This window comes from Hyphomicrobium sp. LHD-15 (assembly GCF_031157355.1).
In the GTDB taxonomy this organism is placed as follows: Bacteria; Pseudomonadota; Alphaproteobacteria; order Rhizobiales; family Hyphomicrobiaceae; genus Hyphomicrobium_C.
Genome location: NZ_JAVIFT010000001.1, coordinates 164,059 through 190,350 on the forward strand (window position 1 = coordinate 164,059; position 26,292 = coordinate 190,350).

The 26,292-nt window shown below is 64.9% G+C and carries 24 protein-coding genes; 6 read left to right on the forward strand and 18 right to left on the reverse strand.

Annotated elements, in window-relative coordinates; translation table 11 throughout:
- Positions 1–12: 12 nt before the first annotated feature.
- From RCO24_RS00755 to RCO24_RS00775, 5 genes are all read right to left on the reverse strand, one after another.
- Entirely contained in the window at positions 13–594 is a 582-nt protein-coding gene (locus RCO24_RS00755) for a sigma-70 family RNA polymerase sigma factor (RefSeq protein WP_308959444.1), read from the reverse strand.
- Between the two features lie 210 nt (positions 595–804).
- Positions 805–3,753 carry a bifunctional [glutamine synthetase] adenylyltransferase/[glutamine synthetase]-adenylyl-L-tyrosine phosphorylase gene (locus tag RCO24_RS00760; RefSeq protein WP_308959445.1) on the reverse strand — a complete coding sequence of 983 codons (2,949 nt, stop codon included), beginning with the start codon at positions 3,751–3,753 and terminating at the stop codon, positions 805–807.
- Between the two features lie 160 nt (positions 3,754–3,913).
- Entirely contained in the window at positions 3,914–5,317 is a 1,404-nt protein-coding gene (locus RCO24_RS00765) for an ATP-binding protein (RefSeq protein ID WP_308959446.1), read from the reverse strand.
- Positions 5,301–5,981 (reverse strand): response regulator transcription factor, encoded by a 681-nt coding sequence (locus RCO24_RS00770; protein WP_308959447.1) that lies wholly within the window; start codon positions 5,979–5,981, stop codon positions 5,301–5,303. The genes RCO24_RS00765 and RCO24_RS00770 overlap by 17 nt, the downstream gene beginning before the upstream one ends.
- A gap of 124 nt (positions 5,982–6,105) precedes the next feature.
- Positions 6,106–7,647, reverse strand: coding sequence for a Do family serine endopeptidase (locus RCO24_RS00775; protein ID WP_374990899.1), 1,542 nt, complete (start codon positions 7,645–7,647; stop codon positions 6,106–6,108).
- Positions 7,648–7,744: 97 nt separating this feature from the next.
- On the opposite strand from RCO24_RS00775, the gene RCO24_RS00780 reads away from it, so the two are divergent.
- Positions 7,745–8,962, forward strand: a complete 1,218-nt coding sequence (locus RCO24_RS00780; protein ID WP_308959448.1) for a peptidoglycan-binding protein — start codon at positions 7,745–7,747, stop codon at positions 8,960–8,962.
- 9 nt (positions 8,963–8,971) lie between these two features.
- Here the strand turns inward: RCO24_RS00780 and RCO24_RS00785 are convergent, their stop codons facing one another.
- The 9 genes from RCO24_RS00785 to RCO24_RS00825 all read right to left on the reverse strand — a co-directional run bounded on the left by RCO24_RS00785 (position 8,972) and on the right by RCO24_RS00825 (position 18,462).
- Positions 8,972–9,472, reverse strand: coding sequence for a cytochrome c-type biogenesis protein CcmH (locus RCO24_RS00785; protein ID WP_308959449.1), 501 nt, complete (start codon positions 9,470–9,472; stop codon positions 8,972–8,974).
- A gap of 7 nt (positions 9,473–9,479) precedes the next feature.
- Positions 9,480–11,465 (reverse strand): heme lyase CcmF/NrfE family subunit, encoded by a 1,986-nt coding sequence (locus tag RCO24_RS00790; RefSeq protein WP_308959450.1) that lies wholly within the window; start codon positions 11,463–11,465, stop codon positions 9,480–9,482.
- 41 nt (positions 11,466–11,506) lie between these two features.
- Positions 11,507–11,974 carry a cytochrome c maturation protein CcmE gene (ccmE, locus tag RCO24_RS00795; RefSeq protein WP_308959451.1) on the reverse strand — a complete coding sequence of 156 codons (468 nt, stop codon included), beginning with the start codon at positions 11,972–11,974 and terminating at the stop codon, positions 11,507–11,509.
- Positions 11,971–13,176 carry a c-type cytochrome biogenesis protein CcmI gene (gene ccmI, locus RCO24_RS00800; RefSeq protein ID WP_308959452.1) on the reverse strand — a complete coding sequence of 402 codons (1,206 nt, stop codon included), beginning with the start codon at positions 13,174–13,176 and terminating at the stop codon, positions 11,971–11,973. The genes ccmE and ccmI overlap by 4 nt, the downstream gene beginning before the upstream one ends.
- 241 nt (positions 13,177–13,417) lie before the next feature.
- Positions 13,418–13,888, reverse strand: a complete 471-nt coding sequence (locus RCO24_RS00805; RefSeq protein ID WP_308959453.1) for a glycine zipper 2TM domain-containing protein — start codon at positions 13,886–13,888, stop codon at positions 13,418–13,420.
- A 207-nt stretch (positions 13,889–14,095) separates the two neighbouring features.
- Complete coding sequence (locus RCO24_RS00810) at positions 14,096–15,472, reverse strand: ATP-binding protein (protein ID WP_308959454.1); 1,377 nt, start codon at positions 15,470–15,472, stop codon at positions 14,096–14,098.
- Positions 15,462–16,133, reverse strand: coding sequence for a response regulator transcription factor (locus RCO24_RS00815; RefSeq protein WP_308959455.1), 672 nt, complete (start codon positions 16,131–16,133; stop codon positions 15,462–15,464). The genes RCO24_RS00810 and RCO24_RS00815 overlap by 11 nt, the downstream gene beginning before the upstream one ends.
- Before the next feature lie 138 nt (positions 16,134–16,271).
- Positions 16,272–17,927, reverse strand: a complete 1,656-nt coding sequence (locus RCO24_RS00820) for a TIGR02594 family protein (RefSeq protein ID WP_308960864.1) — start codon at positions 17,925–17,927, stop codon at positions 16,272–16,274.
- Entirely contained in the window at positions 17,836–18,462 is a 627-nt protein-coding gene (locus RCO24_RS00825; protein ID WP_308959456.1) for a hypothetical protein, read from the reverse strand. The genes RCO24_RS00820 and RCO24_RS00825 overlap by 92 nt, the downstream gene beginning before the upstream one ends.
- A 525-nt stretch (positions 18,463–18,987) precedes the next feature.
- Between RCO24_RS00825 and RCO24_RS00830 the strand changes: the two genes are divergently transcribed.
- The 3 genes from RCO24_RS00830 to RCO24_RS00840 are packed head-to-tail and all read left to right on the forward strand — an operon-like array spanning position 18,988 to position 22,606.
- Positions 18,988–21,324, forward strand: a complete 2,337-nt coding sequence (locus RCO24_RS00830; RefSeq protein WP_308959457.1) for a PBP1A family penicillin-binding protein — start codon at positions 18,988–18,990, stop codon at positions 21,322–21,324.
- An 18-nt stretch (positions 21,325–21,342) separates the two neighbouring features.
- The gene (locus tag RCO24_RS00835; RefSeq protein ID WP_308959458.1) at positions 21,343–22,011 is read left to right on the forward strand and encodes a DUF1214 domain-containing protein; all 669 of its coding nucleotides are present in this window, start codon (positions 21,343–21,345) and stop codon (positions 22,009–22,011) included.
- A gap of 4 nt (positions 22,012–22,015) precedes the next feature.
- Positions 22,016–22,606, forward strand: coding sequence for a hypothetical protein (locus tag RCO24_RS00840; protein ID WP_308959459.1), 591 nt, complete (start codon positions 22,016–22,018; stop codon positions 22,604–22,606).
- On the opposite strand, the gene RCO24_RS00845 is transcribed toward RCO24_RS00840, so the two are convergent.
- From RCO24_RS00845 to RCO24_RS00855, 3 genes are all read right to left on the reverse strand, one after another.
- Positions 22,603–22,800: a hypothetical protein gene (locus RCO24_RS00845; protein WP_308959460.1), complete on the reverse strand. Its 198-nt coding sequence runs from the start codon at positions 22,798–22,800 to the stop codon at positions 22,603–22,605. The two genes, RCO24_RS00840 and RCO24_RS00845, sit on opposite strands and share 4 nt — an antisense overlap.
- Before the next feature lie 206 nt (positions 22,801–23,006).
- The gene (locus RCO24_RS00850; RefSeq protein ID WP_308959461.1) at positions 23,007–23,354 is read right to left on the reverse strand and encodes a DUF1491 family protein; all 348 of its coding nucleotides are present in this window, start codon (positions 23,352–23,354) and stop codon (positions 23,007–23,009) included.
- A 50-nt stretch (positions 23,355–23,404) separates the two neighbouring features.
- Positions 23,405–24,112, reverse strand: coding sequence for a peptidoglycan-binding domain-containing protein (locus tag RCO24_RS00855; RefSeq protein ID WP_308959462.1), 708 nt, complete (start codon positions 24,110–24,112; stop codon positions 23,405–23,407).
- Between the two features lie 281 nt (positions 24,113–24,393).
- Between RCO24_RS00855 and RCO24_RS00860 the strand changes: the two genes are divergently transcribed.
- Together RCO24_RS00860 and RCO24_RS00865 are read left to right on the forward strand one after the other, a co-directional pair.
- A complete protein-coding gene (locus tag RCO24_RS00860) occupies positions 24,394–24,750 on the forward strand; it encodes a hypothetical protein (protein WP_308959463.1) in 357 nt (118 codons plus the stop codon).
- A gap of 425 nt (positions 24,751–25,175) precedes the next feature.
- Positions 25,176–25,601 carry a SufE family protein gene (locus RCO24_RS00865; RefSeq protein ID WP_308959464.1) on the forward strand — a complete coding sequence of 142 codons (426 nt, stop codon included), beginning with the start codon at positions 25,176–25,178 and terminating at the stop codon, positions 25,599–25,601.
- A 40-nt stretch (positions 25,602–25,641) separates the two neighbouring features.
- Here the strand turns inward: RCO24_RS00865 and RCO24_RS00870 are convergent, their stop codons facing one another.
- Entirely contained in the window at positions 25,642–26,262 is a 621-nt protein-coding gene (locus tag RCO24_RS00870; protein WP_308959465.1) for a DUF6456 domain-containing protein, read from the reverse strand.
- Between the last annotated feature and the right edge of the window lie 30 nt (positions 26,263–26,292).

The window sequence follows — 26,292 nt, forward strand, 5'->3', positions numbered from 1 at the left end:
GGGCTTTCGAATTCAACTCTCGCTTTGCAGCAAACTCTTCCAATCGTTTTCGAGACTGGCGCGGAGAGCGCGTCGGGCGCGTGCCAAGAGCGACTCCACGGCTTCGTCCGATATACCGAGCACCTCGCCCACCTCGGCCTGGCTCAGGCCTTCGTGGTGAAACAGGGTCAAAGCGCGCCGCTGGCGTTCGGGCAGGGCGCTCATCGCCTCGCCGACGCGCTTGGCGAGATCCTGTTCCTCGAGGCCCACTTCCTGGCTCGCTTCCTCTGCCACTTCGGGGACCTCGTCGGTCACCACCGTGCGCCGCGACGAGCGGATCCGGTCGAGGCAAAGATTTGACGTCACCCGGCGCAGCCACGGACGCAACCCATACGGCCCCAGTTCAAGCGTTTCGCCCGCCCGCCACAGCCTCAGCAGGGCTTCCTGAGCGATATCGTCGGCTTCCGCCTCGTCCTTCAGCATCCGCCGAGCGAGCACGACAATCGTACTCAGATGGCGGTCGACGAGAATGCGGAATGCTTCCGCGTCCTGCTGGCGAACACGCGTCAGCAGAACCTGATCCTCGGGCGCGCCGGGCCATGGCCCCGACCGCACGTTGGATCCCGGTGTGCTCCCAATCGGTCCGTTTGGCCCCGACTTCACCCTCGCACCGTCATATCTCGTTTTTCCGCTGGGCAGCGCTGTCACGGTCCGCTCCGCAGATGCTCTCATGGGCGGAAACGGACGGAGCCGGCGGATTCCGTCGCAGGTCATTGATTTTCGTAATTCTTGAGGGAAAACCGGGTCCCATATCTGGAGAGCCCCCTACGCAATGAGCTTGCCGAACTGTACCTGAACCTCGGCCAGTGTCTCGCGCAATTGCCCCTCCAGGATCGCCAGGTCCGGCGCATCACCTGCCCGCGCCAGCAGGGCTTTGAGGCCGGTCGGGGCAGTCGCCGGGTCGAAAGTGTCTTCGAGACAAAGCCTTATGATCTGCGTCAGATTGTGGATGAGGCGGGTGGCGGCAATGAGACGGTCGGCGTCGGCGTCCGGGATCAGCTGCGCTGCCGCGAGCTTCCGGTAGGCAGCAAGCGTGTTCTGATCGAGAACCTCGGGGTGGTCGGCGCCGTGCACAAGTTGCAGATGCTGGGCGATAAACTCGAGATCGACCAGCCCTCCCCGCACCTGCTTCAAGTCCCAGATGTTGTCAGTTCCCTTCTCGGCGGCGATACGGCCGCGCATGTCCGCGACGTCCTTGGCGATGACGGCCGGGTCGCGGCGACGCATCAAGGTTCGGCGGATTGCCTCTTCGACGCGTGCCCGCAGCTCCGGTGGCCCAGAAATCACGCGCGCGCGCGTGAGAGCCAAGTGCTCCCAGGTCCAGGCCTCGCTGTCCTGATATTCCCGGAACGTCGAGAGCTGGGCGGCAACCGGGCCTTTCTGCCCGGACGGGCGCAGGCGCATGTCGACCTCGTAGAGCGCGCCCTCGGCTGTCGGCGCCGAGAGGTGCGAGATCAGACGCTGCGTGTAGCGGGCGTAGTACTGGCTGGGCGCGAGCGGCTTCGGCCCATCGGACTGGATGGCGGTAGCGTCGAAATCATAGATGACGATGAGATCGAGGTCGGACGACGCCGTCATCTCGCGGCCGCCGAGCTTGCCCATGGCCACGACGACGGCCCCGCCACCGGGCACGCGCCCATGGGCACGCTCGAGTTCTTTTTCGACATCGCGCGCGAGCGCGTCGATCAATCGCTCGGCCAGCAGCGCGTAGGCGTTTCCGGCCTCGCTTGCATTGATCGCGCCCGAAAGCACCTTCACGCCGATGAGGAATGCCTGCTCGCTGCCGATTACGCGGGCCCGGTCGAGAACGTCCTGGGGGTCGTTCGCGGCGGCCAGCTCCGCACCGATCAGGCGGTCCAGCTCGGCCGCATCCGGCATACTCGCGAACGATCTCGGGTCGATGACGGCATCGAGCAAACGGCGGCGGCGTGACAGAATACGCGAGAGGCGCGGCGCGGTGCCCATGATGTCGGCCACGAGACGCATCAGGGCGGGGTTGGCCTTGAGCAACGAAAAGAGCTGAACGCCGCCGGGTAAATCGGCCAGGAAGCGATCGAACGCGGCGATGGCGCTATCCGGATCGGAGGTTGCCGCGAGTGCCTTGACGAGGGCCGGTTGCACCTCCGTCAACAGCTCGCGAGCGCGGCTTGAGCGCACCGCGGGATAACGCCCGTGGTGCCAACCGCGAATGGCGGCCAATACGTCGGCTGCGCGCGCGTAGCCCATGCGGGTCAAGGCGGCGACGGTTCCGGGGTCGTCGGTCTCGCCAGCGAATACGAGGTTTTCGCCTTCCGAACTCAACTCCGGCATGCCTTCGAACAGGCGCGCATAGTGGCCTTGCACGCGCGCCAGCACGGAGAGCAGCTCGTCCGAGAATTCCGCCGTGCTCGCATAGCCCGCAAACCGCGCGAAGCGTTCGAGGGCGGCTTCATCGCTCGGCACTTCCTGGGTCTGCTCGTCGGCGACCATCTGCAGGCGGTGCTCGATCCAGCGCAGATAGAGATAGGCGTCGGTCAGTTCGTCGGAGATCTCCTTCTCGATCCAGCCGTAGTCGACCAGGATGCGGAGCGCTTCGAGCGTGCGGCGTGTGCGCAGGTTGCGCTGGCGGCCGCCGGCGATCAGCTGCTGGGTCTGCACGAAGAATTCGATCTCGCGAATGCCGCCGGGACCGAGCTTGATGTTGTGACCTGCCACGCCAATGCCGCCGAAGCCGCGGAACGCATGGATCTGTCGTTTCATGGCGTGGATGTCGGCGATGGCCGCGAAATCGAGATTGCGCCGCCAGATGAAGGGCGCCAACTCCGCCAGGAATTCCTCGCCCGCCTCGATATCGCCGGCGACGGCGCGTGCCTTGATCAGCGCCGCTCGCTCCCAGTTCTGGCCGAAGCTCTCATAGTATAGGGCCGCGGCATCGGTCGAGAGCGCGATCTGCGTCGCGCCCGCGTCGGGCCGCAAGCGCAAGTCGGTGCGGAACACGTAGCCGGCGGCATTGCGCTCGTCGATGAGACGCACGAGATCGCGCGTCAGGCGCACGAAAAACGTCGGTGCTTCCAAGCCGGGCTTCAGGCGCGCGCGCGGCAGGTCGTAGAAGACGATGAGGTCGATGTCACTCGAATAGTTGAGTTCGGCGGCGCCGTATTTTCCGACGCCGAGGACCATGTAGCCGGAGGTGATATCCGGATGCTCCGCATCGCTCGCGAGCCAATCGCCCTTTGCGACCGCCTGGCGGAACAGGAACCGCACCGCGCCTTGCAGCGCGGCATCCGCAGTTTCGGACAGGACGCGCGTCACCTCGACCACGTTCCAAATGCCCGCGAGATCGCAGAGCGCGGTCAGCAGTGCGATTTCCGATTTGTAGGCGCGCAGCTCGATCATCGCCTCGTTGAGCGAGGTGACCTCCACGAGCCGCTGAGCCAAGCTTTGGGATAGGGCTGCGAAATGGTGCTCGGGATTGGCCAGAAGGATGCGCTCGAAGCGCTCCGGATTGCGGACGATTTCCGTTCTGAGATAAGAGGAGCCGGCGAGCACGCCCGCCACCAATGCCCGCACCGGCTCGCGCTCCATGAGCGCAACGAGGGCGGCACGCGCCTCATCCCGGCGCCAATCCTGCAGCACGGAATTCAGGCTTTCGCCGTTAGTTGGATCCTGCGGACATCTTTTCCACGCGCCAATGCGCTCGATCAACGTCCCTTCGGCCGCGATTTCGCCAACCATGCCGCTCCCCATCCCGCGAGCCGGAACTTCGTCCGATCTTTTTCCCGCGTCTTTCCGTTTCCAGCGTCTCGATGCGCCGGTGCGAGTCCGGTTTTAGCGGCATTTGGCGAGAGGGCGCAAACGCGCAGTGAACTCCGGCGTGGCGGGCCCGGCTTTCCGATCAAGCCCGGCGCGGCAGCGTGAGCACAACCTTGAGGCCCGGGTCGTTGTCCTCAAGGGCAACGGCGCCGTTGTGCAGGCGCGCCACGGCAGCGACGAGGCTCAGGCCCAACCCGGTGCCGGGCTGCGTGCGGCTTTTCTCGAGACGTACGAAGCGCCTCAGCGCCCGGTCGCGGTCCTTGGCCTCGATGCCCGGCCCCCGATCCGCGACGGAGATCTCGGCCGCGCCATTCCTGGCGATCGCCTTGACGGTGATGACGGGGGGGACCGGCCCGTGCTCGACGCGGGCTGAATATTTGATGGCGTTGTCGGCGAGATTGGCGACGGCCTGGCCGACGAGCTGCCGGTTCGCGCGGATCTCGATGCCATCGCCTGTCTCGATCGCGAGCGCGAGCCCCGCCTCTTCGGCCACCGGCTCGTAAAGCTCGGCGACGTCGCGCACGAGGCGGCCGAGATCGAACACCTCCGCGCTCTCCTCGACGACGCCGGCTTCGAGGCGCGCAATCAATAGCAACGCGTTGAAGGTCTTGATCAGGTCGTCGGCCTTCTCGATCGTGGATTCGAGGCCTTCGCGATAGCCGTCGGCACCGCGAGATTCTCGCAGCGCCGCTTCGGCGCCGTTGCGCAGGCGGTTGAGCGGCGTCTTGAGGTCGTGGGCGATGTTGTCGGACACCTCGCGCAGGCCGTTCATCAGCTGCTCGATGCGGTCGAGCATGCCGTTGAGGCTTTGCGACAGCTCGTCCAGCTCGTCGGCACTGCCGGTGACGGGAACACGACGCGAAAGATCGCCCGCCATGATCGAGCGCGTGGTCGCGTTGATCAGATCGATCCGGCGCAGCACCGAACGCCCAGCCCACAGGCCGGCGATGACGGCCGCAAGCGCGAGCGCGCCGAAGCCCCACAGAAACGTGCGCTTGATCTGGGCCGCAAGAGCGAGCTGATCGTCGATGTCGCGGCCTATGACGAGTGTCACCCCGGCGCCGATCGCCACCGGCATGGCCACACCCAAGCGGTCGGTGCCGGCCGCATCGCCGTCGCGCCGATAGCGAAATACGCCTCCGGTGTGGCTGCCTGCGATCTCGGAGGGAACGGTTTCGAGGTTGCCGGCGAGCCTCCGGCCCGAAGGATCAGCCAGAAAATAGAGGCTCGTGCCGGCGGTTCGGCTGCGCAGACGGATTCGCTCGGCGAACGCGACCGGATCGAGACCGGCTGCCTCCTGCGAGAGCTCGGCCGCCTCCCCGCGCAGCTCGTCCACGACGTGATCGGTCAGCAGTGTGTTGGTCTGCCAGAACAGCGTACCGACGATCAATGTCGCCACGACGAGAAACGCCGCCGCGCTGGCGGCCGCGACGCGGAACGCCTGCGTCGCCATCGTCTTGAGGATGAGATCAGACAGCGCCGTCACGGACCATGTATCCCGCTCCGCGCACCGTGTGCAGCAGAGGCCTGTCAAAGCCCTTGTCGATCTTGGATCTCAAACGCGAGACGTGCACGTCGATGACGTTGGTCTGCGGATCGAAGTGATAGTCCCACACGTTCTCGAGAAGCATCGTGCGCGTCACCACCTGGCCGGCGTTCTTCATCAGGTATTCGAGCAGGCGATATTCGCGGGGCTGGAGCTGGATCGGCTCGCCCGCGCGCGTCACGCGGTGGGAGAGGCGGTCGAGCACGAGATCGCCGACCGCGTACTTCGTCTCCTGCTCCTCGGGAATCGCGCGGCGGGCCAGCGCCTCGATGCGCGCCAGAAGTTCGGTGTAGGCGTAAGGCTTGGTGAGATAATCGTCGCCGCCGGCGCGAAGGCCCTTCACGCGGTCGTCGACATCTCCCAGCGCCGAGAGAATGAGAACGGGCGTGCGATTGCCTTCGGTGCGCAGCGTCTTGACTACCGTGAGGCCATCGAGGCGCGGCAGCATGCGGTCGACGATCAGGATATCGTAGGGGCCGCCTTGAGCCATCGAGAGGCCGGTCTCGCCGTCGCCGGCAACATCGGCAGAATGGCCGCTTTCCTTCAGCGACTTCTGAAGAAAATGCGCCGTCTCTCGGTCGTCTTCGATCACCAGGACGCGCATCTGTCGCCTTCTCCGAACCAAGCCGCAACTAGCGGCATCCGCCGTTTCCTCAGCTCAGATACATCGGGGCGGCCCGGCTCCTCAAGAGCCGCGCCGCCCCACTCTTAATTCTCGCCGTGCGGGATCAGCCCTTCTTGAGCTGGATCGGCACGATGCGACGCTGGTCCGCCGACTTGATGTAGAGCATGACCGCCTTGCGGCCGAGCTCGGAGGCCTTCTTGACGCCATCGGCGACATCGGACGGTCCGGCGACCGACGAACCACCGACCTCGAGGATCACGTCGCCGGCCTTGATGCCCTTTTCAGCGGCATCTGAGTCGGGATCGACCTCCATCACGGCCACGCCTTCGCTGCCGCTCTTGGCCGGAGCCAGCGTCAAGCCGAGCTGATCGAGCGCCGTGTTGCCGAGGTCATCGGGGGTCTTGCCCTGCTCGAGCTTGGCGATTTCGTCAGCCGAGCCCGGGAACTTGCCGAGGCGGATCTTGACGGTCTCCTCCTTGTTGGCGCGCCAGACCTTCACGTCGACCGTGGTATCCGGAGCATAGTCGGCGATCTTGCGGGCAAGGTCGCGGCTGTCGGAGATCTTGTCGGCGTTGACCGCGAGAATCGCGTCCTGAACCTTGAGGCCCGAACCTGCGGCGGGACCGTTCGGCGTCACTTCGCTGACGAGCGCGCCCTTCGGCTCGGTGAGGCCGATGGCGGACGCGGTATCCTCGTCGACGTTCTGGATCTTCACGCCGAGCCAGCCGCGACTCACCGTGCCGCTCTTCTTGAGCTGGGCGATGACGTCGAGCGCCGTGCGGGCCGGAACCGCGAAGGCGATGCCGACGTTGCCGCCCGACGGGCTGAAGATCGCCGTGTTCACGCCGATGACTTCGCCGCTGAGGTTGAAGGTCGGGCCACCGGAGTTGCCCTTGTTCACCGCGGCGTCGATCTGGATGAAGTCGTAGGGGCCGGAGCCGATGTCGCGGCCGAGGGCCGAGATGATGCCTGCCGTCACCGTGCCGCCGAGACCGAACGGATTGCCGACAGCCAGCGCCCAGTCGCCGACGCGCCCGGGCTTGTCGGTGAACTTGACGAACGGGAACGTCTTCGACGACTTGATCTTCAGAAGCGCGATGTCGGTGCGCGGGTCGGTACCGACCAGCTCGGCGTCGAGCTTCTCCTGGTCGTCGAAGCTGACCTGGATCTTGGTCGCGCCGTCGACGACGTGGTTGTTGGTCACGACATAGCCGTCACCCGAAATCACGAAGCCCGAGCCCTGCGCCTGCGTGGGGCGCTGCTGCTGAGGCATGTTGCGGAACTCCTTCGGCAAGTTCTTGAAGAACTCGTAGAAGGGGCTGTCCTCGGGGATGTCAGGCATGCCCTCGGGCAGACCCTTGCTGCCCTTGGCGCTCTTGCCGCCGGCCACGACCGAGATCGAGACCACCGACGGCTTCACCTTCTCGATGATGTCGGCGAAGGAGAGCGGCGCACGGCCGAACGGGGTTTCGACGCTCGGAGCATCGGGGGCGAGCTGCGCCAGGGCCGGTGTCGTTGCGACGCTGCCCATGAGGATTCCCATGGATGCCAGCGCACCCACGGTTGCATGGGTCATCCGGCGTCCGGCGCCGTTCTTCTTCGACCCAGTCTTAGCTCCGGACATCATGTCACCGGAAATAACCATTCAAGTCCTCCGCTTGGAAAGCGCTTTAAATAGCGTCCCTGGCAGAGGTAGTCGCTCCGGCCTTACGGCCGCCTTTCGGGTACGTTAAGAGTTGGTAATGAGGCAAAAATCCTTGCTCATGAACCGTCATCACCCCGGCCGCTCCCGCCGCTTGCCCGGCCTCGCGCTTGTCGTTGCCCTCGCTTCGGCGCTCTCTGCGTTGCCCGCCACCGCCGCGGTTTTCGGAACCGACGATCGCGTCACACTCCCCGCCGACCGCTCACACCTGCGTTCCTCTATCGGACTTCTCTACGAAGGGCGCAGCCATTCGGTCTGTACGGCCTTCTGCGTCGGCGACGACATCATCGCAACCGCCGGGCACTGCCTGTTTCGCACGGCGGGGGAACGCCCGCCGAAGCTTCAGGGCTTCAGCTTTCGCCTGCAGCCGCTGACGGGACCGGGCGCCAGCTCCCGCATTGCCGGTTTCGAGCACAATGCCGAGTCCCAGCACGTGGTGGCGGGCTCGCTCAAACTTCGGGTCAATCCGCCGATCGACGCCGCCTACGATTGGGCGCTGCTCAGGATGCACGAGCCGGTCTGCAAGGGCCGGGTTCTTCCGATCAGCCGGCAGCCCGAAGGCGAGTTGATCAAACTGTCGGCCGCCCAGCGCGTTTATCAGGTCAGCTACCATCGCGATTTCGGAAACTGGGAGCTGGCCTATGGCGCGCCCTGCCCGATCCGGCGCTCGTTCGGAGGCGCTGACTGGGGTGCGATCTCCAAGGACTTTGTCGATGCGCGCCATGTCATCCTGCACACCTGCGATACGGGTGGGGCGTCGTCCGGTTCTCCGCTGCTGATCGACGGCGCGAACGGCCCGGAGGTGATCGGCATCAACGTCGGCACCTATCTGCAGGCCAAGGTGCTGACGCAGCGCGGCGAGGTCGTGCACCGCTACAAATCGGAAATGGTCGCCAACACGGCAGTCGGCGCATCGGCCTTCCGCAGCGGGCTTGAGGTGCTTTCGCGGGCGGAGATCGTCGCCACGCGAACCGGCATCAAGGAACTGCAGCGGCTGCTCGGCGCCCAAGGCTATGACAGCGGCACGCGCGACGGGGTTTACGGGTCGCGGCTCAATGCGGCCATCCGCTCGTTCGAGCGGGCGGAAGGGCGCGGCGAAACGGGGCTCGCGACGGTTGCGCTGCTCAAACGCCTCGCGGCGCTCGATGCGGAACGCCGCGGCCGTGGGCCCGGCACCCCGCCAGCGGCAGGCGTCGAGACAGGCAGCGTCGGCTCGCACGATGTTTCCGGCGGGAAAGGCCAATTACCGTCGCGCTAGAAGCGGCTTCTACGATTTTCCCGGCTCGTCCTTGCGGAGCAGCGCATCGAGAGCAGCTTGCTCATCCGCGGACAAACTTCCGGACGAGGGCGCTGCCGATGACGTGCGGGTCGGCTGCCCGAAGGAATTCCACAGGATTAGCGCCGCGCCCGCGAGCGCAAGCAGCGGCATCAGCCACAACAGTAGCGTCGCGGCCGAGAACGGCGGTTTCAGCAGCACGAAATCGCCGTAGCGTGCGACGACGAACTCGCGGACCTGCGTGTCGCTGTCGCCGGCCGTCAGGCGCTCGCGTACCAGCACGCGCAGATCGTGCGCGAGCGGCGCGTCGGAATCATCGATCGACTGGTTCTGGCAAACGAGACAGCGCAGGCCGGCGGAGATGTCCCGTGCGCGCGCTTCGAGCGCCTTATCGGGCAAAATCTCCTGCGGCGTCACCGCTTGCGCGGCTCCTGACGCCAGCAAGACGCATCCAACAAAGATCATGACGATGCGTGACAGAGCCGCTCTCATCGGATCCTCACTCAGCCGGGACGCCGATAGGCGCGCGGGTGGATCGCTTCTGCGGCGCGCCGACCCGGAGTCGCCGGTCGGACAGCGAGATGGCGCCGCCAAAAAACATGATCAGGGCGCCGATCCAGATGAAGCGCACGAGCGGGTGGAAATAGAGGCGCACTGCAAAACCGCCATCCCCCTGCTGGTCGCCGAGCACGGCATAGAGATCGCCGCCCCAGGAGGCGTAGATGCCGGCTTCGGATGTCGGCTGAGGCGGGGCATCGTAGATGCGCTTGGCTGGCTCCAGACGCGTCACCGGATTTCCGTTCCGCGTAACGTCGAACACGCCCACGATCTCGGTGTAGTTCGGGCCTTTCGACGGGGCCGCGCCGCGGAAGACCAGCTCGTAGCCGGCGATCGCCTTGGTTTCGCCGGGGCGCATCAGAAGAATTTCTTCGCTCTTGTAGGCGCTGGTGCCGACGATGCCGCACACCATGAGACCAACGCCGAAATGCGCGAGCGTGGTTCCCACCGAAGCGCGGGGCAGATTGGTCAATCGGCGCCACGACTCCGAAAGTGGGGCCTGGCCGAGCTTGATACGGAACGCCGTCTCCGACAGCGCGCCCGCCATCACCCACACGCCGATGGCGAAGCCGAACGGCGCGAGCCAGGGTCCGCGCTCGGTCACGGCGAACGCGATTACCATCACCAGCAGAGCCAGCACACCGGCCGCGATCAGACGCTGCATGGCCGCCGCGAGATCGGCGCGCTTCCAGGCCAGCAGCGGGCCGAGCGGCACCGCCAGCAGCAGCGGAAACATCAGAGGCACGAACGTCATGTTGAAGTACGGGGCGCCAACCGAGATCTTGGCGCCGGTCAACGATTCCAGCGCGAGCGGATAAAGCGTTCCGACGAGCACCGTCACGCAACCCGTGGTCAGCAGCACGTTGTTGAGCACGAGCGCGCCCTCGCGCGAGATCGGCGAGAAGATGCCGCCCTGCGCCAAATCACGCGCCCGGTAGGCGAACAGCGCGAGGCCGCCGCCGGTGAACAGCAGCATGATGCTCAAGACGAACACGCCGCGCCCGGGATCGACGGCGAACGCGTGCACCGACGAGAGCACGCCGGAGCGAACCAGGAAGGTTCCCATCAGCGACAGCGAGAAGGTCAGGATCGCAAGCAGGATGGTCCAGACTTTCAGCGCCTCACGCTTCTCCATGACGAGCGCAGAGTGCAAGAGCGCCGTGCCCGCGAGCCACGGCATGAACGACGCGTTCTCGACCGGATCCCAGAACCACCAGCCGCCCCACCCGAGCTCGTAGTAGGCCCACCACGAACCCATGGCGATGCCGATGGTGAGACACATCCAGGCGAGCAGCGTCCAGGGCCGCACCCAGCGCGCCCAGGCGGCGTCGGTGCGCCCTTCGATCAACGCGGCGACAGCGAACGAGAACGCGAGCGAGAAGCCGACGTAGCCCATGTAGAGAAACGGCGGATGAAAGGCGAGCGCAGGGTCCTGCAGGATCGGGTTCAAGCCGCGCCCATCGAGCGGCGCCGGATCGAGGCGCTCGAACGGATTGGACGTGATCAGGATGAACAGCAGGAACGCGAGCGCGATCGAGCTTTGCACCGAGAGCACGTTGGCCCTCAGCGCCGCCGGCAGGTTGTTGCCGAACAGGGCGACGGCCGCTCCGAAGATCGCGAGGATCAAGACCCAGAGCAGCATCGAGCCCTCGTGGTTCCCCCACACGCCCGAGATGCGATAGATCAGCGGCTTCGAGGAATGCGAATTCGCGGCCACGTTGGCGACGGAAAAATCCGAAACGACATATGCGTACATCAGCGCCAGGAACGCGATCAGGATCAGGACGACCTGGCTCACCGCGGCCGGCTCTCCGAACGCCATGAGACGCGGGTCTCGCTTCGCGGCGCCCCACGCGGGAATGATGGTCTGTGCCGCCGCCACCAGCAGCGCCAGGATCAAAGCGAAATGTCCGAATTCGATGATCACGTCATCCTCGCTTCGCGCATTTCTCCGGCGCGGCTCTGGTTCTATTGCGTCTGCGTCTCGCCGGGATGCTCCGCGCTCTTGCCAAGCTCGACGCCCTTCTCCTTGAGCGCTTTCGCAACCTCGGGCGGCATGTAGGTCTCGTCGTGCTTGGCGAGCACGGTGTCGGCCACGAAGTTCCCATCGGGTCCGAGGATGCCTTCGGCCACGACACCCTGCCCCTCGCGGAAGAGATCCGGCAGAATTCCTTCGTAGCTCACCGGCACTGTCCCGATCGTATCGGTGACGGAGAACGATACGCGCGTGCCCTCGCCGCGTGCGACGGTGCCCTCCTTCACGAGGCCCCCGAGGCGAAACCGGACGCCCTGCGCAATCTTGTGCTCGGCCACATCGCTCGGCGTATGGAAGAACACGATCGACTGGCGAAACGCGAACATCATCAAAACGGCGGCGATCGACAGCACGCCGACACCGAGGCCAATCAACAGTCCACGCCTTTGCTTGCGGGTCATTGCGGGCTTTGTTCCTTGCCTATCTGATCGAGGCTCTGTTCGGCCTTGGCGATTTGATCGAGAGCCGCCTTGTCGTCTGCCAGGTTCTCTCGGGCGCTCGCCAGCGCATTCGCGGCATCCTGATCGCGTCCCAGAACCTTATAGGCGCGGGCGAGCCTGATCCATCCTTCGGCGTCCTTGCCGTTGTCCTTGAGGCGGGCGGCCAGGCGCTCCACCATGCTTTGGATAAAGGCGTCCCGGTCAGCCGGAGACATGGCCGCTACGTCCGGGGCCGCATCTCTTGCGGCGGCATCCGGCCCGCCGTTCCCGGCTGCGGCTTCGGGTGCGGCCGGCTTCGGTGCCGTTCCAGGATTTTCGCCGTTGAGCTTTTTCGTCACAAGATCGAGCCGCTCGGCGACAGCCGAGCGCCACTGCGCTTTCTCCGGCGCCTTCGCCAAAAGCTCTCGGTATCCGGCAGCGGCCGCGGCGAGATCACCGTCCTGTTCCTTGGCAAGCGCAAGCCAGACGCCGACCTCGATGCGTTGCGGCTCGAGTTCAAGAACCCGCAGCGCCGTACGGCGCACGGCTTCACTGACAATTCCATTCTCGGCCATCAAGGTTGCTTCAGCAAAGCCGAGCAGACGTTTCACCGTCTCGCCTTCCAGCCGGTTGGCTTCCGCGAACGCGTGCGCCGCATCCGCGAAACGGCCAAGCCGCAAGTAGATCGGCGCGACGACATCCCAGCCCCTGCCGTCCTCCGGATGCTCTCTCAGGCGCTCTTCCACCTTGGCGATCAGCGCGACAACCGAGGAGGCGCCTTCCTCGGCGGCTTGCCGCTCGGCATAGGGGTGTCCGGCCAGATGCGGAGAGCCGCTCACAAGGTAAAGTCCGATGGCCACGACCGGCAACAGAGCGACGACGGCCAAATAGATCCGCTGCGCACGTGGGTGGCTGGTGGTGTCGTCTCGGGAAGAAGCGACGACCTTGTCGTCGCCTGCGCGCTTCAACAGACGCCGCGCGACTTCGGCGCGTGCGCTCTCGAGCTCGCTTTCGATCACGAGCCCGCGTTCGCGCTCGGCATCGAGTTCACGCAGCTGGTCGCGGTAGACGGCCAAGTCGGCCGCCGCCGGCTCGACCGGCATCGTGTCGGCGCGCCGGAGCGGCCGCAACAGCAGAGCGACCACCGCAGCGGTCAATATCGCAAAGCAAACCCAAAGCAGCATAGAAAACCTTAGAAGGCTTCTAGTCCATCTCCCCGGTTCAATAGGGGTGGGGAGTCAGGCTGACAAGGGTAAGTCAACGTCATGGGGAAATTTCGACGTCGCAGGGCGTGCACAGCCCCGCGGCAGCGTGGCGAAACGCCCTAATTTAAAGGGCCTCTGCTGCAGTGCGGAAGGAATGGCACCTAGGCAGCCGCGGCGTGGCCACGTCAGAGGAAGAAAGGGAAGGAATTGAACGTGGACTTTAGCCCACGTTGCTCCAGGTGCCGTCCGGATTACGGCAGGCCGTGCCACGCATCGATTGCGGGCGGCCATCGATAAAGATCTTGTGAGTGTAATCGCGGCAATCGACCTGGCCCCGCTTATAGGGCCGGCTCGGCACGACTTCGCCATAACGGCCGTTGTCGGGGTTACGCCACTGACGCGAAACGCCGGACTGGCCGCGCTCCAGCGCCTCGAACTCGGCTTCCTGAGCGAATCGGCGATCCTGTGCATCGAGCGAACGGCCGATTTCGCTGCCAACGATGCCGCCGACAACCGCGCCAAGCGCCGTCGCCGCGATGTTGCCGCTGCCTTTGCCGACCTGATTGCCGAGGATACCACCCGCTACGGCGCCGACGACCATTCCGGTATCAGCCTTGCTCGGGCCCTCGGGACCACAGCCAGCAAGCCCGATCGACATCATCAGAAGCGCAGAAGCGCAAGTGGTGCGCATGAAGATCCCCATTTTACCCGGGAGCGGATCTCTCTTGATCCGACATGAGATCTCCCGAGAGCAGTTCCCGATTGCGGACACGCAGACCCACCCCGTGTGCCCAACAAATGCCCAGAATGTGACTCGTCATCAAGCACATCCAACGCTCCGTTTCTACCGCGATTCAGGCGAAAATTCGGCGTTAGCCACTGGAAACTGGGGCTTGCCTCAGGCCGAGGGAAGATCGAGGTCGACGCGCAGGCCGCCGCGGGCGGACTGGCCGAGCGACAGGCTGCCGCGGTAGGACTGGACCAAATCGGTCACGATGGAGAGGCCGAGACCCGAGCCGGGCTTGGTTTCGTCAAGCCGCACGCCGCGTTTGCCGATGCTGGACCGCTGCTCCGGGGTCAGACCCGGCCCGTCGTCCTCGATCGCGATCGAGAGACGCCCCTTTCGGCCGGCTGCCGCCTGCGCCGTCACAGTTACTGTGCTCTTTGCCCACTTGCAGGCGTTGTCGCAGAGGTTGCCGAGGATCTCCTCGAGGTCCTGACGCTCGCCCGCGAAGCGGATTTCCGGCGGGTATTGGACGTTAATCACGATGGCGCGGTCACGGTGGATCCGTTCGAGCGCGCGCGACAGCGGCTCCAGCACATCGAGCACCGGCGTTGCCCGCCCGATCACGCCCACCCGCGCCGCCACCCGCGCGCGATCCAAATAGTGATTGACCTGGTCGCGCATGATTTCGGCCTGCTCGGCTATCTTGCTGCCGAGGGCGCCTTTGTCCTCGCGCGCCTCGTTGGTGATCACGGCGAGTGGTGTTTTGAGCGCATGGGCCAGATTACCAACCTGGGTTCGGGCCCGATCGATGATGTCCTGGTTGGAGGCGATCAGCGCGTTAAGCTCTTCCTGGAGGGGCTCGATCTCGGCCGGAAGCTCGCCTTCGAGCTTTTCGGCGGTTCCGGAACGGACATCCGCCAAGCCCTGCTCGATCCGTCGTAACGGCAGCAGGCCGAAGCGCACCTGGAACAGCGTCACCGTCACGAGGCCGACACCGGTCAGGAACAGCGCGATGGCAAGGCGGGTGAGGAAATTCGCGACGCGGCTCTCGAGCCAATCGACGGGGCCAGCGACGATGATCGAGTATTTCGGCGCGCTATCGCCGCGCTCGACGCTGTCGATCACCTCGACCATGCGGATCGGCTCGCCGGCCGGACCGAGAGATCCCATCCAGCGGGCGCCGTTCGCATCCGGCTTGATGTCGCGTTTGATCGGGAGTTCGAGCACCGCATGGCCAAGCGAAGCCGAACCGAGGCGCGGGGCGGCCTGGTCGTCGTCCACGCGCTTGATCTGCCAGTACCAGCCCGAGTGATAATCCTCGAACAGCGGCTCGTAGCGGTTGTTGGGCGCGATCGGTGTCGTACCGCCGCCGCCTCCCATGCTGTCGATAGCGATGGAGTTGACGAGCTTTTCGAGGCGGGCATCGAACGAGGCCTGCACATCGTCGCGATAGAGCCGATAGATGATCACGCCGGCGATCGGCAGAACCAGCAGCGTCCACGCCGCAGACGTAGCGAAAAGCCGGAATGCGAGCGACTTAAGCTTCATCGGGACCGCGGCTCATGCGGTAGCCGAGGCCACGCACGGTCTCGATCACATCGCCCGGAATCTTTTTACGCAGGCGGCCGATGAACACCTCGATGGTGTTGCTGTCCCGGTCGAAGTCCTGCTCGTAAAGGTGCTCGACCAGCTCGGTCCGCGACACCACGCGCCCGCTGTGATGCATCAGATAGGCGAGCAGACGGTATTCGTGGGAGGTCAGCTTCACCTGCTGGCCATCACAGGTGACACGCGCGGTCTTGGTGTCGAGGCGGACGGGGCCACACTCGATCTCGCTTTTGGCGTGACCGGAGGCGCGGCGCACCTGGGCACGAACGCGCGCCAGCAACTCCTCCATGTGGAAGGGCTTGGCGAGGTAATCGTCGGCCCCGGCATCCATGCCCGAGACCTTGTCGCTCCAGCGATCCCGCGCGGTGAGGATGATCACCGGCATGTTGCGGTTGGCGCGGCGCCACTGCTCGAGGATCGAGATGCCGTCCATCTTCGGCAGGCCGAGGTCGAGGATCACGACATCGTAGGGTTCGGTGTCGCCGAGGAAGTAGCCTTCCTCGCCATCGAACGCCACGTCGACCGCGTAGCCGGCTCCGGTCAGCGCCGTATTGAGCTGACGGTTGAGATCCTTGTCGTCCTCTACGACGAGTATGCGCACGTGTTCGCTCTCGGGGTTGGTTAAGGTCGGATTTGCCGGCCGACTATAATCGGCCTCGGCATCCGAGCCTAGCGCGCGATCTCCGTCGAAAAAAGGCGGGCGGCAGGTTCCGTGCGCCAGAACCTCCCGCCTCCGATCTTAACCTTTCGCCTTGAGTAGGGTGAGCTTGATCGGCGTGGTCGCGCGCATCCGTCCGAAAATGGTCATCAGCGTGCCGATCAAGGTGCCCACGGTCTGGATCGTGTCGACCACCTGATTGCCCGCGTCCTGGACAAGCTCGCCCGAGACTTCGACCCCAGTCACCGGGGCGAGCGCGGGGACAACGGTCGAAAGGATGGTCACTAGGGTACCCCAGATGGTGATCGAATGGCCCCACCATTTTCCGGTGGTCGCGGTTGTCGTCGAAGTCATGTCGGTTTCTCCTTCGGTTGGGGACGAGGACTGCTTGGTTTCGGTTTCGAGGGTGCGTGCAAGTGTCAGAGTTGCATCGACGCGGCGGAGCCAGCCCCGCCCGAAGCGCCAGAAGTGCGGAAGCGCGCGGTAGCGCCGTTCGCGGAGCGCGGCGTAGGTGGCGAGCGCGTTCAGACGTGACGCCGCCGCGACGGCCGCTCTGGTTTCGGGGCCGATCTCGCCGTCGATCGCGGCACCAACCGTTTCCTGCAGAAAGCGGATCGCCGTGCCGACGCCATGGTTCACCGCGGCATCGAAATGCATCACCGCAAGAGCGGGCGGCAGCTCGGCGCAGTGGGCCGTGTCCCAGTAGCGCCGCCGGTAAATCTCCCGCACTGTCACGGGATCGATGGCTTTGAGATCGCGGATCAGGCTTTGCCGGTTTGCTGCCGTGAGCGTTACCTTCCGCCACGCCGCAAACACGCCGAGGGTGATGCCCTGATTGGTAGGCCCCCCAGGATCGAGAGCATCGTTGCTGAACCCTCCCTCCATTTCGAGGACGTGTTCGAGCGCTCTGTCAAAGATCGCTGTTGGCGAAGGCGATGCGGGCTGCGTGTTGGAACTCGGCCAGCGCAGGCCGAGTAGGCGGGCTTTCGCATAGCGAGCCACCGAAACGGCATTGCCCTGGTTGCCGCCCAGCAGCACAATGGAGTCTTCCGTTTCGCCAAGCCAGAATCCGACATGCCCTTCAGCGGGATTGGTGCCGCGCGAGAAAACCGCGATGGCGCCAATGCGCGGCTCTGCTATCGCCTCGCCCCATTTGAGATAGGAGCGCGCCATCAGCGACCGCGTGGCGCGAAGGCCGGCGCGTTCGAGGCAGGCCCCGCAGAACGCGTCACACCAGGCGCAATCGAACTGCGGCCCGCGCAGGCTGTCGGGATCCTCGGCCGAGAACATCTGCGCGATCGCCCCGTTCGGCCACACCAACTGCTGCTTCGAAACTTCGAGCACGGGTCGCTCGCCCTCGTCGTGGATGGCGAGCAGGCCCGACACGCCATCGATCATCACGCGGCGCACGTCGGCCAGCGTTTCGCCGACGAGTGCGATGCGGCGGGCCGGCACATCGCCGAGGGGCGCAATGCCGAGCGCTTTGGCGCGTATCCATTCCGCACCGCTGCGCGTCTTGCCCGCGCCGCGCCCGCCGAGGATCAGCCAGACGCGCCAGGCGTCGCCGTTCGCCGTTGTTTGCGGCGGAAGCTGATCGTCGCGTGCCCAGAGCTGCCAATCGGACAGAACGAAGCGCAGCGTTTCGTCATCCAGACTTGCGAGAGCCTCGCTCAAGCGCCCCGCTGCCGCCGAGGCGTTCAAGGCGTTCCGCAATCTCGCGGCGCATGCGCTCCGCATCGGCTCCAGCGGCGCTCGCGGCATAGGAGGCGCCTCCATCCTGGTCAAGCTCAGCGACGGCCTCCGTGACCTTCTCGAAATTGTTGATCAGGGTGGCGAGGGCACGGCTTTCGCGCTCCTCGTCCTGGGCCGAACGGGGATCTCCGCTCGCCATTCTCTTCTCCATGTGCTCGAGCTTCAGACTGATGGCGCGATAGAGCCGGCCGACGATGGACTTCCTCGCGTCGCGCGTCGGCAGGCGATCCCGACGACGTTGCGTGGTCGTGGCTTCAACGCCGGCGGGCTCCTGCCGGGACCGATCCCGATCCGATACCGGCTTAGGGTCTTGCCGCTTGGATCCTGATTTCTTCACCTTTGACTTGCGACCCTGCTGCGAGCGCTGCCGCTGCTCGCGACCTGCCCACCCCTCGCGTTTTGCTCTCGCTCCGATCGCAAGCGGTGTCAGACCGAACCGAACGGCGATTTCCTTGAGCGGCACCGCGGCGTCGGCGTAAGCCGCTCGGACGGCCGCCCACGTCTCGTCGTCGACCTGCATGTCGCCGCCACGCCGTTCGGTTTCTAAGATTTCGGAAGATCTATGCTTCAGGCAGATCTGCGGGGCCGCTTCGGCACGCGCAACGAGCATTCGCGGCAAAACCGGGGGCGTTTCCGTGTCTGGTGAAACGAAAACGGCCCGAGAGCCAATCGACACTCTTCGAGCCATACAGAAATACTACACATCCACCGTTGCGGTGTCAAACAGTTATTTGATATTTTTTACAATTATTCCACGAACACTCGCATGAATACTTATCTTGCAAAACACTCGAATGTATATCCGCACCCTTCGCCGGGGATAACTTTCTCCGCTCCGACAGGCCTGCGCCCTTCTCAACTGCCGACAAGTGCGGCCAAGCGCTTCCGGCGCGCGCATAAATAACCATAATGCGGTGGTGATTTGAGTCTGCGACGGCTGGAGACTGGGGACAGCACTCCACGCCGCGTTTTCGGCTGTTTCGGCCGTTCTCACATCGAGCCGAGGCGCCCTCCTATCGTGGCGTCTTCACGCGGAGCGAGCACGTTGAGCGACTGGTTCTTCAAACGCGGACGTCGCGAGGGCGTCGATTGGATGGCGCTCGACTCGCGCCTCGATTCCTCGCTTTCCGAGTTCTGGTCGCGCTGCAAGGATCTGTGGGACGCCGGCTCGAGCTTTTTCGCGCGCTTCAAGCTCACCGGCTGGCGGCGCCTCCTGAGCGAAGCGGGCTCCGAGTGCTTCACGCTCGCGGCCGGCGGCTTCTTCGTTCTCTATGCACTCGCGCTGCCCGCGTTTCTCGAATTCGATGAAGGCCGCTTCCTCACCGGCAAATACAGCGTGAAGTTCCTCGATGCCGGCGGCAACGAACTCGGCCAGCGCGGCATCCTGCACAACGACGCGGTGCCGCTCGAAGAAATTCCGGATGCCGTCATCAAGGCGACGCTCGCGACCGAAGATCGCCGCTTCTTCGAGCACTTCGGCGTCGACATTCTCGGCACCGCGCGCGCGCTCATGGAGAACCTGCGCGCGAACAACGTCGTGCAGGGCGGCTCCTCGCTCACGCAGCAGCTCGCGAAGAACCTGTTCCTGTCGTCGGAGCGGTCGATCGACCGCAAGATCAAGGAGGCGTTCCTCGCCTTCCTGCTGGAAACGCGCTTCACGAAGCGCGAGATCCTGAAACTCTATCTTGACCGCGCCTATCTCGGCGGCGGCGCGTTCGGCGTCGAGGCCGCGTCTCAATTCTACTTCGGCAAGTCGGTTCGCGAGGTCAATCTCGCAGAAGCGGCTTTGATGGCCGGTCTCTACAAAGCGCCCACGAGCTACGCGCCGCATATCAATCTGCCGGCCTCGCGCGCCCGCACGAATGAAGTGCTGCAGAACCTCGTCGAGGCGGGGTTCTACACGCCGGCGCAGGTGCACGAAGCGCGTCTCCACCCGGCGCAGATCGTCGAAACGCGCGCCACGACCAGCCCTGACTGGTTCCTGGATTGGGCCTTCGAGGAAGTGCAGCGGCTTGCCGAGGGCAAGAACCAATACGTGCTCACCGCGCGCACGACCGTAGACCTCACCATGCAGAAGCAGGCCGATGAAGCGCTCATCACTTTCCTCAAGCAGCGCGGGCGCGGACTGCGTATGAACTCCGGCGCGCTTGTCGCCATGGAAACCGACGGCGCGGTACGAGCGATGGTCGGCGGCCCCGACTACGGCGAAAGCCAGTTCAACCGCGCCACGCACGCGCGCCGCCAGCCCGGATCCTCGTTCAAGATCTACGTCTACGCGGCGGCGCTGGAAAACGGCTACAAGCCCAACCAGCTGGTGCGCGACTCCTCACCCACGTGCGGCCGCTGGCATCCGCAGAACTACGGCGGAAGCCATGGCAGCGGCGGGCGCATGCCGATGTGGATGGCGCTTGCGAAATCGCTCAACACCGTCGCTGTGCAGCTTTCGCTCGCGGTCGGACGCGAGAAGGTGATCGAACTCACGCAGCGCCTTGGCATCACCGGCATCCGCAAATCCTGCTCGATGGCACTCGGCGACTACGGCATCACGCCGCTCGAGCACGTCGGCGGCATGGCGACGTTCGCCAACGGCGGCAAGAGCTCACGGCCCTACGGCATCCTAGATATCGTCAATTCGCGCGGCGAACTCGTCTACAGCCGCGAGCGCGACGAGCCGGAACCCGCTCAGGTCATTTCCGAGGAAGTCGCTGCCGGCATGAACCAGATGATGCAGAAGGTGGTCACGGACGGCACCGCGCAGAAGGCCGCGCTCGATTTCACAAACGTCATCGGCAAGACGGGAACGAGTACCGGCCCCAAGGATGTCTGGTTCGTCGGCGCGACCGGCAAGTACGTCGCGGGCGTCTGGCTCGGCAACGACGACAACCGGCCGATGGCCAGCGGCAACACCGGCGGCCAGCTCGCGGCACCTCTCTGGCACTCCTTCATGTCGGTCGCGCATCGCGACATGAACATCCCGACGCTGCCGGGCCTGCCGCCGCATCCGGTGCAGGTGGCGGAGATGCAGCGTATCGCCGAACTCAAGCGTACCAATCCGGCGGCTGCGGCCGCAGAGCTCGGTGTCGCCAAAGCGATTTCGCCGACGATGTCGACTTCCGCGCGCGACGCCTTGAAGCGCATCACGACGGCTCTGCGCAAAGCGGCCGGCGTTGCCGAGCCGCCACCCGGCGCTCCGCCCGCAAGCCCCACCCCGATCAACGGCCAGCCCGCCGATCCCGCCCGCCCCGAACCGCGCGGCAATCGCGCTGACGCACGGCCAGATAGCTTTCAAGGTTTCAGCCGCTCCGCTCAAAACTCAGCCGTGAGCCCTTCGTCCCTCGCCGCCCGCTCCAACGACACTCCTGCTCCTCGCACCACACCTTGATCGCCATAGTTTAGGTCCATGACAGCCCTCAGCGCGCTTCGCTCCCTGACCTCCCTGAACTTCATGAGCTTCACGCTGCACAGGCTCAAGAAGCGCCTGGCGCTGCTCGTGGCAATCATGACCGACTGGGCGCTCTTCATCGGCATCGTGCTGATCCTCGGGCTCGGATCCTCCTGGTACATGGTGGAGCGCGGATCGCGCCTCACGACGACGACGGTCGGGCCATGGGTGTTATGGACGGCAGCCGGGCGGACCGATGCCGATCCCTACACGCGCGCACACGAGGCGCGTCTTGGAACCCTGTCGCTCAGCACCGAGGTGTCGCAGACCTACATCGCGCGGGTCGACAGCGAGGGGCGCGCGCTCCACTCCTCGTGCGACTACGTCATCGGGGGCAACGAGATCCCCGGTTTCTGGTGGAGCCTCACGATATTCGATGCGGACGGCCGGCTCATTCCCAACACGCTCGGACGCTATGGCTTCACGAGCGACACGATGGCGCTCAATCCGAACGGGACGTTCGTCGCGACGCTGTCGCGCGATGCCTTCCCGGGGAACTGGCTGCCGATCGGCGGCGCGGGACGGCTTGCGATCGCGTTCACGGTCGTCGATCTGGACACGCGCTCGATCGCGCAGGACGACGACGTCGAGAAGCTGATCCCGACTATCACGCGCCAGGGGTGCTAGCCGCATGATCAAGACGCTCTGGGCGCGCATCACATCGATCAATGTTCCGCTGGTGGCTGCCGCGCTGTTCGCCAGCGCAATCCTGCATATCCTCGCGACGCTGGCGACGCCGCTGCTTACGCCGACGTCCGGCTATGGGCGTCTCGCCGGCGATCTTCCCCAAAACTCCATGCAAATTCTCGCGCCGGTGACGCCTGACGCGCAGCCTTTGCCGTTCCTGGCGCCGGATGCGCGTTACGCGATCTGCCGCTTCGATACGACAAACGGCGTCGTGGATTTGTCGGCGGTGCTTCCGGAGCCAGGCTGGGCTCTCTCTCTCTTCTCGCCGTCAGGCGACAACTTCTTCAACTCCGTCGCCGGCCCCGGACGGCGGCCCGAGGTGTCGCTTCTGCTCGTCCCAGGTGAGGATGCCTGGCGGACCGGCGGCCAGATCAATACCAATGTCGCGGCCATTCGCGACTCGACGCTGTCGATCACAGCAAACGAAGGGATCGCCGTCATTCGGGCGCCAGACAGAGGCGAAGCTTATCGCGCCCGCGCGATGGCCGACCTCAAACGGGCGCGCTGCCAATACCGGCGCTCACGCGCATCCTAGTCATCCAACTCGAGCTGATCGCGCCGACGTGTCCGGCGGCTGCGCTGTGACTCTTGCGGCGCGGGCTCTTCGCTCCAGCGCTCGTAGCGCACACCAGGAAAAAGAACGATATCGGCGGTGCTGTTCGCAGCCGCTTGCTCATTCAAAGGTCGAAAACGAAACGCAGACTTGCGGAATTCAAGAATACTGGCCATCGCGTGTGCTCCCCTCACGCTTCGCTTCGCCGTCTTTGCTTCCCCGCCTGTGGCTTCGGTTCGTGGCTTTTTCCAGTCATCGGTGCGCGCTGGACGCCACGCATTCCTTTGCTCCAACACCCACGAATTCGCTGCTGCTTTGGTTAACGGAAGGTTAATTCAGATTCTCACGCGGTCGACTAGCGGCGGAGCGTGGCTTCGCGGCCTCACGAGTCGGACAACCAGCCTTCGAGTCCATGCGCGCCGTCGCGCGCTTCCACTTCGACGATCCAGAGATCAGGGTCGGTGCGCGCTTCGCGCTCGAGATAGAGATCGACCTCGGCATCCGGCCGCGTCTCGCCCTTGAAGTGGCCGACCCAACGCCGATCGGTTTCCAAGCCCGAAAGGCTCGCCGGCGCCGGACCAAACAACAGCGAGGTGCCGTCAAGGCGATTGATGCGGATGTAAATGGCGCCGGCATCGTCGTCGCCGTGGCGCACGATGTAAGCTTGGTGGCCGCCGCTCGCCGAACGGCGGACGTAAGCCTTCACCCAGATTTCGGATTTGAGGCGCATCGCTTCGATCTAGATGTTTCGGGGAGCGTGTGCACACCCCTCGAAACGCCTTACTGCGTGCTGGTGCGCAGAGAGTCGCCCGCAAGGGTCGCCAGTTTTGCGAGCAGCTCGCCGGATATGCGGCCCGTCTCGCTGAGCTTTCGGTCTCGTTCGAATTTCCGGATCGCACGTCTGGTCGCGTCGTTCAAGCGTCCATCGGGGAGCGTCGAAATATAGCCGAGCTGCCGGAAGGCGCGCTGGACCGCGCGGATCACCGCTTCGGCTTCCGCACCCGGGGGCGTGCGAGCCCCCTCGGCAGCCGGCTGGATCTGGGCGGACCCCAAAATGATGTGCTGTAGCAACGCCTGGCGCGGCTCCGCCGTCAGCGGCAGGCCCGCGTCGCTCTCGTAGGCCATGATGGCGCCGCGTGTCACGAGACCGGTGACACCATCCACCGCACCCGCCTCGTACCCCTTGGCTTTCAACTCACGCTGGATCGCTTTCGTGAGGTCCGATCGATCGGCAGTCTCCGGGATCGGCTTGACGGCCCCTGTCTCCAACGGCGGCACGACGGCAGATCGTTCACCCGGCCCCGGAATGGAGGCCTGCTGCTGCGGCTGGCTCGTCCACCCTTCTCCCACCGAAGCGGGGCCTCGACGCGCGCTGTCGAGCGCAGCGATCTGGCGACCCGGCGGCTGGAAAACGAAGATGTTCACTGCCATCGCCCCCGTGAGCAACACGAAGGTGAGGAGCGTCAACCTCACACTAAACGGCGTCATCGTCAGGTCGGACCCGCTTCCTCTCTCCCGGAAGCAGAAAGTATTGCGGGGCGCTTGTTAAGATCGCGTTAACCTGCTGGCGCGGCCCTCGTGCAGCGGCCGGCGCGCCTGCAAGCCAGCGGCGCGGGGTCGGTAAAATTCGCCTCAAATTTTCGATTAAGTTTCTTAAATGACATCTTAAATTTTGCCGTTTCTGGCCGCGGTTCCTCAAACCTTATCCGGTAGCGTCCGAAGCATCAGGGGGTTTCAGGCCCTCTTTCGCGACCGGAGTTGCGTGAGCCATGTCGTTGTTCAGGATTGCAGTCGTTCTTTCGCTTGGCGTGGCGGTGATGCCGTCCGACAAGGCGCAACAGGAGGCTCTTTACGAGCGCGCCGCCACGGCGGCGCACTGGACCATGACCTACTGCGACCGCAACGGGCCGCATTGCGAGATGGCGGGCGAGTTCTGGGATGCCTTCCTGCGCAAGGCAGAGTTTGCCGGCAAACTGGCCTACGACGTCGCGCTGCGCTCATCGCTCGAAAACGCCACGATGGGTTCGACGGCGCCGATCCCGGCCAATGCGCGCGGCACCCTCAACTCGGACGATCTCCGTCCAGACTGGCGCGGAAACCGCGACCACGATCAAGGCGGGGCCTGATAGCCTCCTCTCCCTAGCTCGCTGACACGTCCTTCGCGCCCGATCTAGGTTGTGAACTCACTATGGCTGGTGCAGTGATGAGCCAAAGCGAGCCAAGGGCTAGGAAAAGCGCGCAGGTCGATGCCGTCGCATCGGACAAGCGGTTTGACGACGCCATTGGCTCGCTTTGGCTCACCCCGCAGGGGCGCGGTTCTTTTCCGCCTCAGGTTCGTCGCGAGACCTTGCAAACCATCGAGGTTTGCGGCGGCCTCGCTCCTGCCAGCGACGCAAAATCCCTCGCGTCAATGCACTAGCCATAGTGAGTTCACAGCCTAGCCCTTTGATCGGGCGTATTTCTTTGCCCAAGACGGGTTTCCACGTCCGCTGAAGCATTATATGTCCAATAGGAAGCCTGATACCGCGGGCGCCTCAAGGACATTCTGCTTATGACGCTTGCCAACCTTCAGTCGGATTTCGAGCTCCTGGACGATTGGGAGGACCGGTATCGCTATATCATAGAGCTTGGGCGCACGCTCGAACCGCTCCCACCAGAGGCCAAGACCGAAGCCACCAAAGTGAGGGGCTGCGTGAGCCAGGTTTGGCTCACGAGCGAAACCAGCGACGCGACGAACGGCGGCGGTCCCGTGTTGCATTTCCGAGGCGACAGCGACGCCCATATTGTGCGTGGGCTCATCGCAGTCGTGTTCGCGCTCTACAACGGCAAGCCGGCCAAGGACATACTGGCGACCGATCCGGAGACAGTGTTCGCCGCACTCGGGCTCAAGGAACACCTGACCCCCCAGCGCTCCAATGGTCTCGCTTCGATGGTGAAGCGGATCCATGCCGATGCCGAGGCGGCACTCGCGCAATGATTCACGCTTCGGACTGACAGGGTCCCAAAGCGATCATGGTCTAGGACGCTTCGCCTTCTGCCGTTTCTCCGCCGTCGATCGTCGGGCGATAGTCGCCCGCGCCCCAATGACGTACCTGCGCAGGGCGCGCCGGCACGGCCGCATGAGTCGCTGCAAATCCGTAGTGCCGCGCCAGAGCCGCCAGGGCGACGCCGAGCACGATCTTTCCCGATCGCTGTGGCCATCCGGCGCGCCGCTCCGCCTCCTCCAGGCCCTTCAGGTGGCAGCACACATCGATGAGGACGCCGGAAAGCTCCGGCCCCACGGCGGACAAGGCCCGGCGGACCCGTTCGCCCGCCGCGATCACGTTGTCGGCGAGATCGACACCGGCTCCTGGTGCCCCGCGCCGACCGCCTCCGCTCGTCGCGGCCGGGTTCCAGCTCTGGGTGACGTTCGGCGTCATCTGGGCAAACCAGAAATCCGCGCGCAACCGCTCGCCCGCATTGAACTGAGCTTCGCTGATCAGCGGATTGCCATCGCTGTCGCGACGATTGAAGAGCCAGGCCACAGGACTCTCCGCGAGGTTCCTCACCGGGCGGGCCCGTTCGCCGCTGGCGGGGCGGGGCTTATTGCGTGAGCGTGACCGGGCATTCGGCGCGGACGGGCGTCCTGGTCGAGGCATGGCAGTCTCCGGATCGGTGCGAGAGGGTTT

Coding starts and splice junctions, on each gene's coding strand:
- RCO24_RS00810 (WP_308959454.1), bottom strand. CDS start 15,472: ATGAAGCTTAAGTCGCTCGCATTCCGGCTTTTCGCTACGTCTGCGGCG.
- RCO24_RS00865 (WP_308959464.1), top strand. CDS start 25,176: ATGACGCTTGCCAACCTTCAGTCGGATTTCGAGCTCCTGGACGATTGG.
- RCO24_RS00870 (WP_308959465.1), bottom strand. CDS start 26,262: ATGCCTCGACCAGGACGCCCGTCCGCGCCGAATGCCCGGTCACGCTCA.
- ccmE (WP_308959451.1), bottom strand. CDS start 11,974: ATGACCCGCAAGCAAAGGCGTGGACTGTTGATTGGCCTCGGTGTCGGC.
- RCO24_RS00835 (WP_308959458.1), top strand. CDS start 21,343: ATGACAGCCCTCAGCGCGCTTCGCTCCCTGACCTCCCTGAACTTCATG.
- RCO24_RS00855 (WP_308959462.1), bottom strand. CDS start 24,112: ATGACGCCGTTTAGTGTGAGGTTGACGCTCCTCACCTTCGTGTTGCTC.
- RCO24_RS00805 (WP_308959453.1), bottom strand. CDS start 13,888: ATGCGCACCACTTGCGCTTCTGCGCTTCTGATGATGTCGATCGGGCTT.
- RCO24_RS00840 (WP_308959459.1), top strand. CDS start 22,016: ATGATCAAGACGCTCTGGGCGCGCATCACATCGATCAATGTTCCGCTG.
- RCO24_RS00770 (WP_308959447.1), bottom strand. CDS start 5,981: ATGCGCGTCCTGGTGATCGAAGACGACCGAGAGACGGCGCATTTTCTT.
- RCO24_RS00775 (WP_374990899.1), bottom strand. CDS start 7,647: ATGGTTATTTCCGGTGACATGATGTCCGGAGCTAAGACTGGGTCGAAG.
- ccmI (WP_308959452.1), bottom strand. CDS start 13,176: ATGCTGCTTTGGGTTTGCTTTGCGATATTGACCGCTGCGGTGGTCGCT.
- RCO24_RS00860 (WP_308959463.1), top strand. CDS start 24,394: ATGTCGTTGTTCAGGATTGCAGTCGTTCTTTCGCTTGGCGTGGCGGTG.
- RCO24_RS00785 (WP_308959449.1), bottom strand. CDS start 9,472: ATGAGAGCGGCTCTGTCACGCATCGTCATGATCTTTGTTGGATGCGTC.
- RCO24_RS00760 (WP_308959445.1), bottom strand. CDS start 3,753: ATGGTTGGCGAAATCGCGGCCGAAGGGACGTTGATCGAGCGCATTGGC.
- RCO24_RS00820 (WP_308960864.1), bottom strand. CDS start 17,927: ATGCGGAGCGCATGCGCCGCGAGATTGCGGAACGCCTTGAACGCCTCG.
- RCO24_RS00845 (WP_308959460.1), bottom strand. CDS start 22,800: ATGGCCAGTATTCTTGAATTCCGCAAGTCTGCGTTTCGTTTTCGACCT.
- RCO24_RS00850 (WP_308959461.1), bottom strand. CDS start 23,354: ATGCGCCTCAAATCCGAAATCTGGGTGAAGGCTTACGTCCGCCGTTCG.
- RCO24_RS00825 (WP_308959456.1), bottom strand. CDS start 18,462: ATGCAGGTCGACGACGAGACGTGGGCGGCCGTCCGAGCGGCTTACGCC.
- RCO24_RS00780 (WP_308959448.1), top strand. CDS start 7,745: ATGAGGCAAAAATCCTTGCTCATGAACCGTCATCACCCCGGCCGCTCC.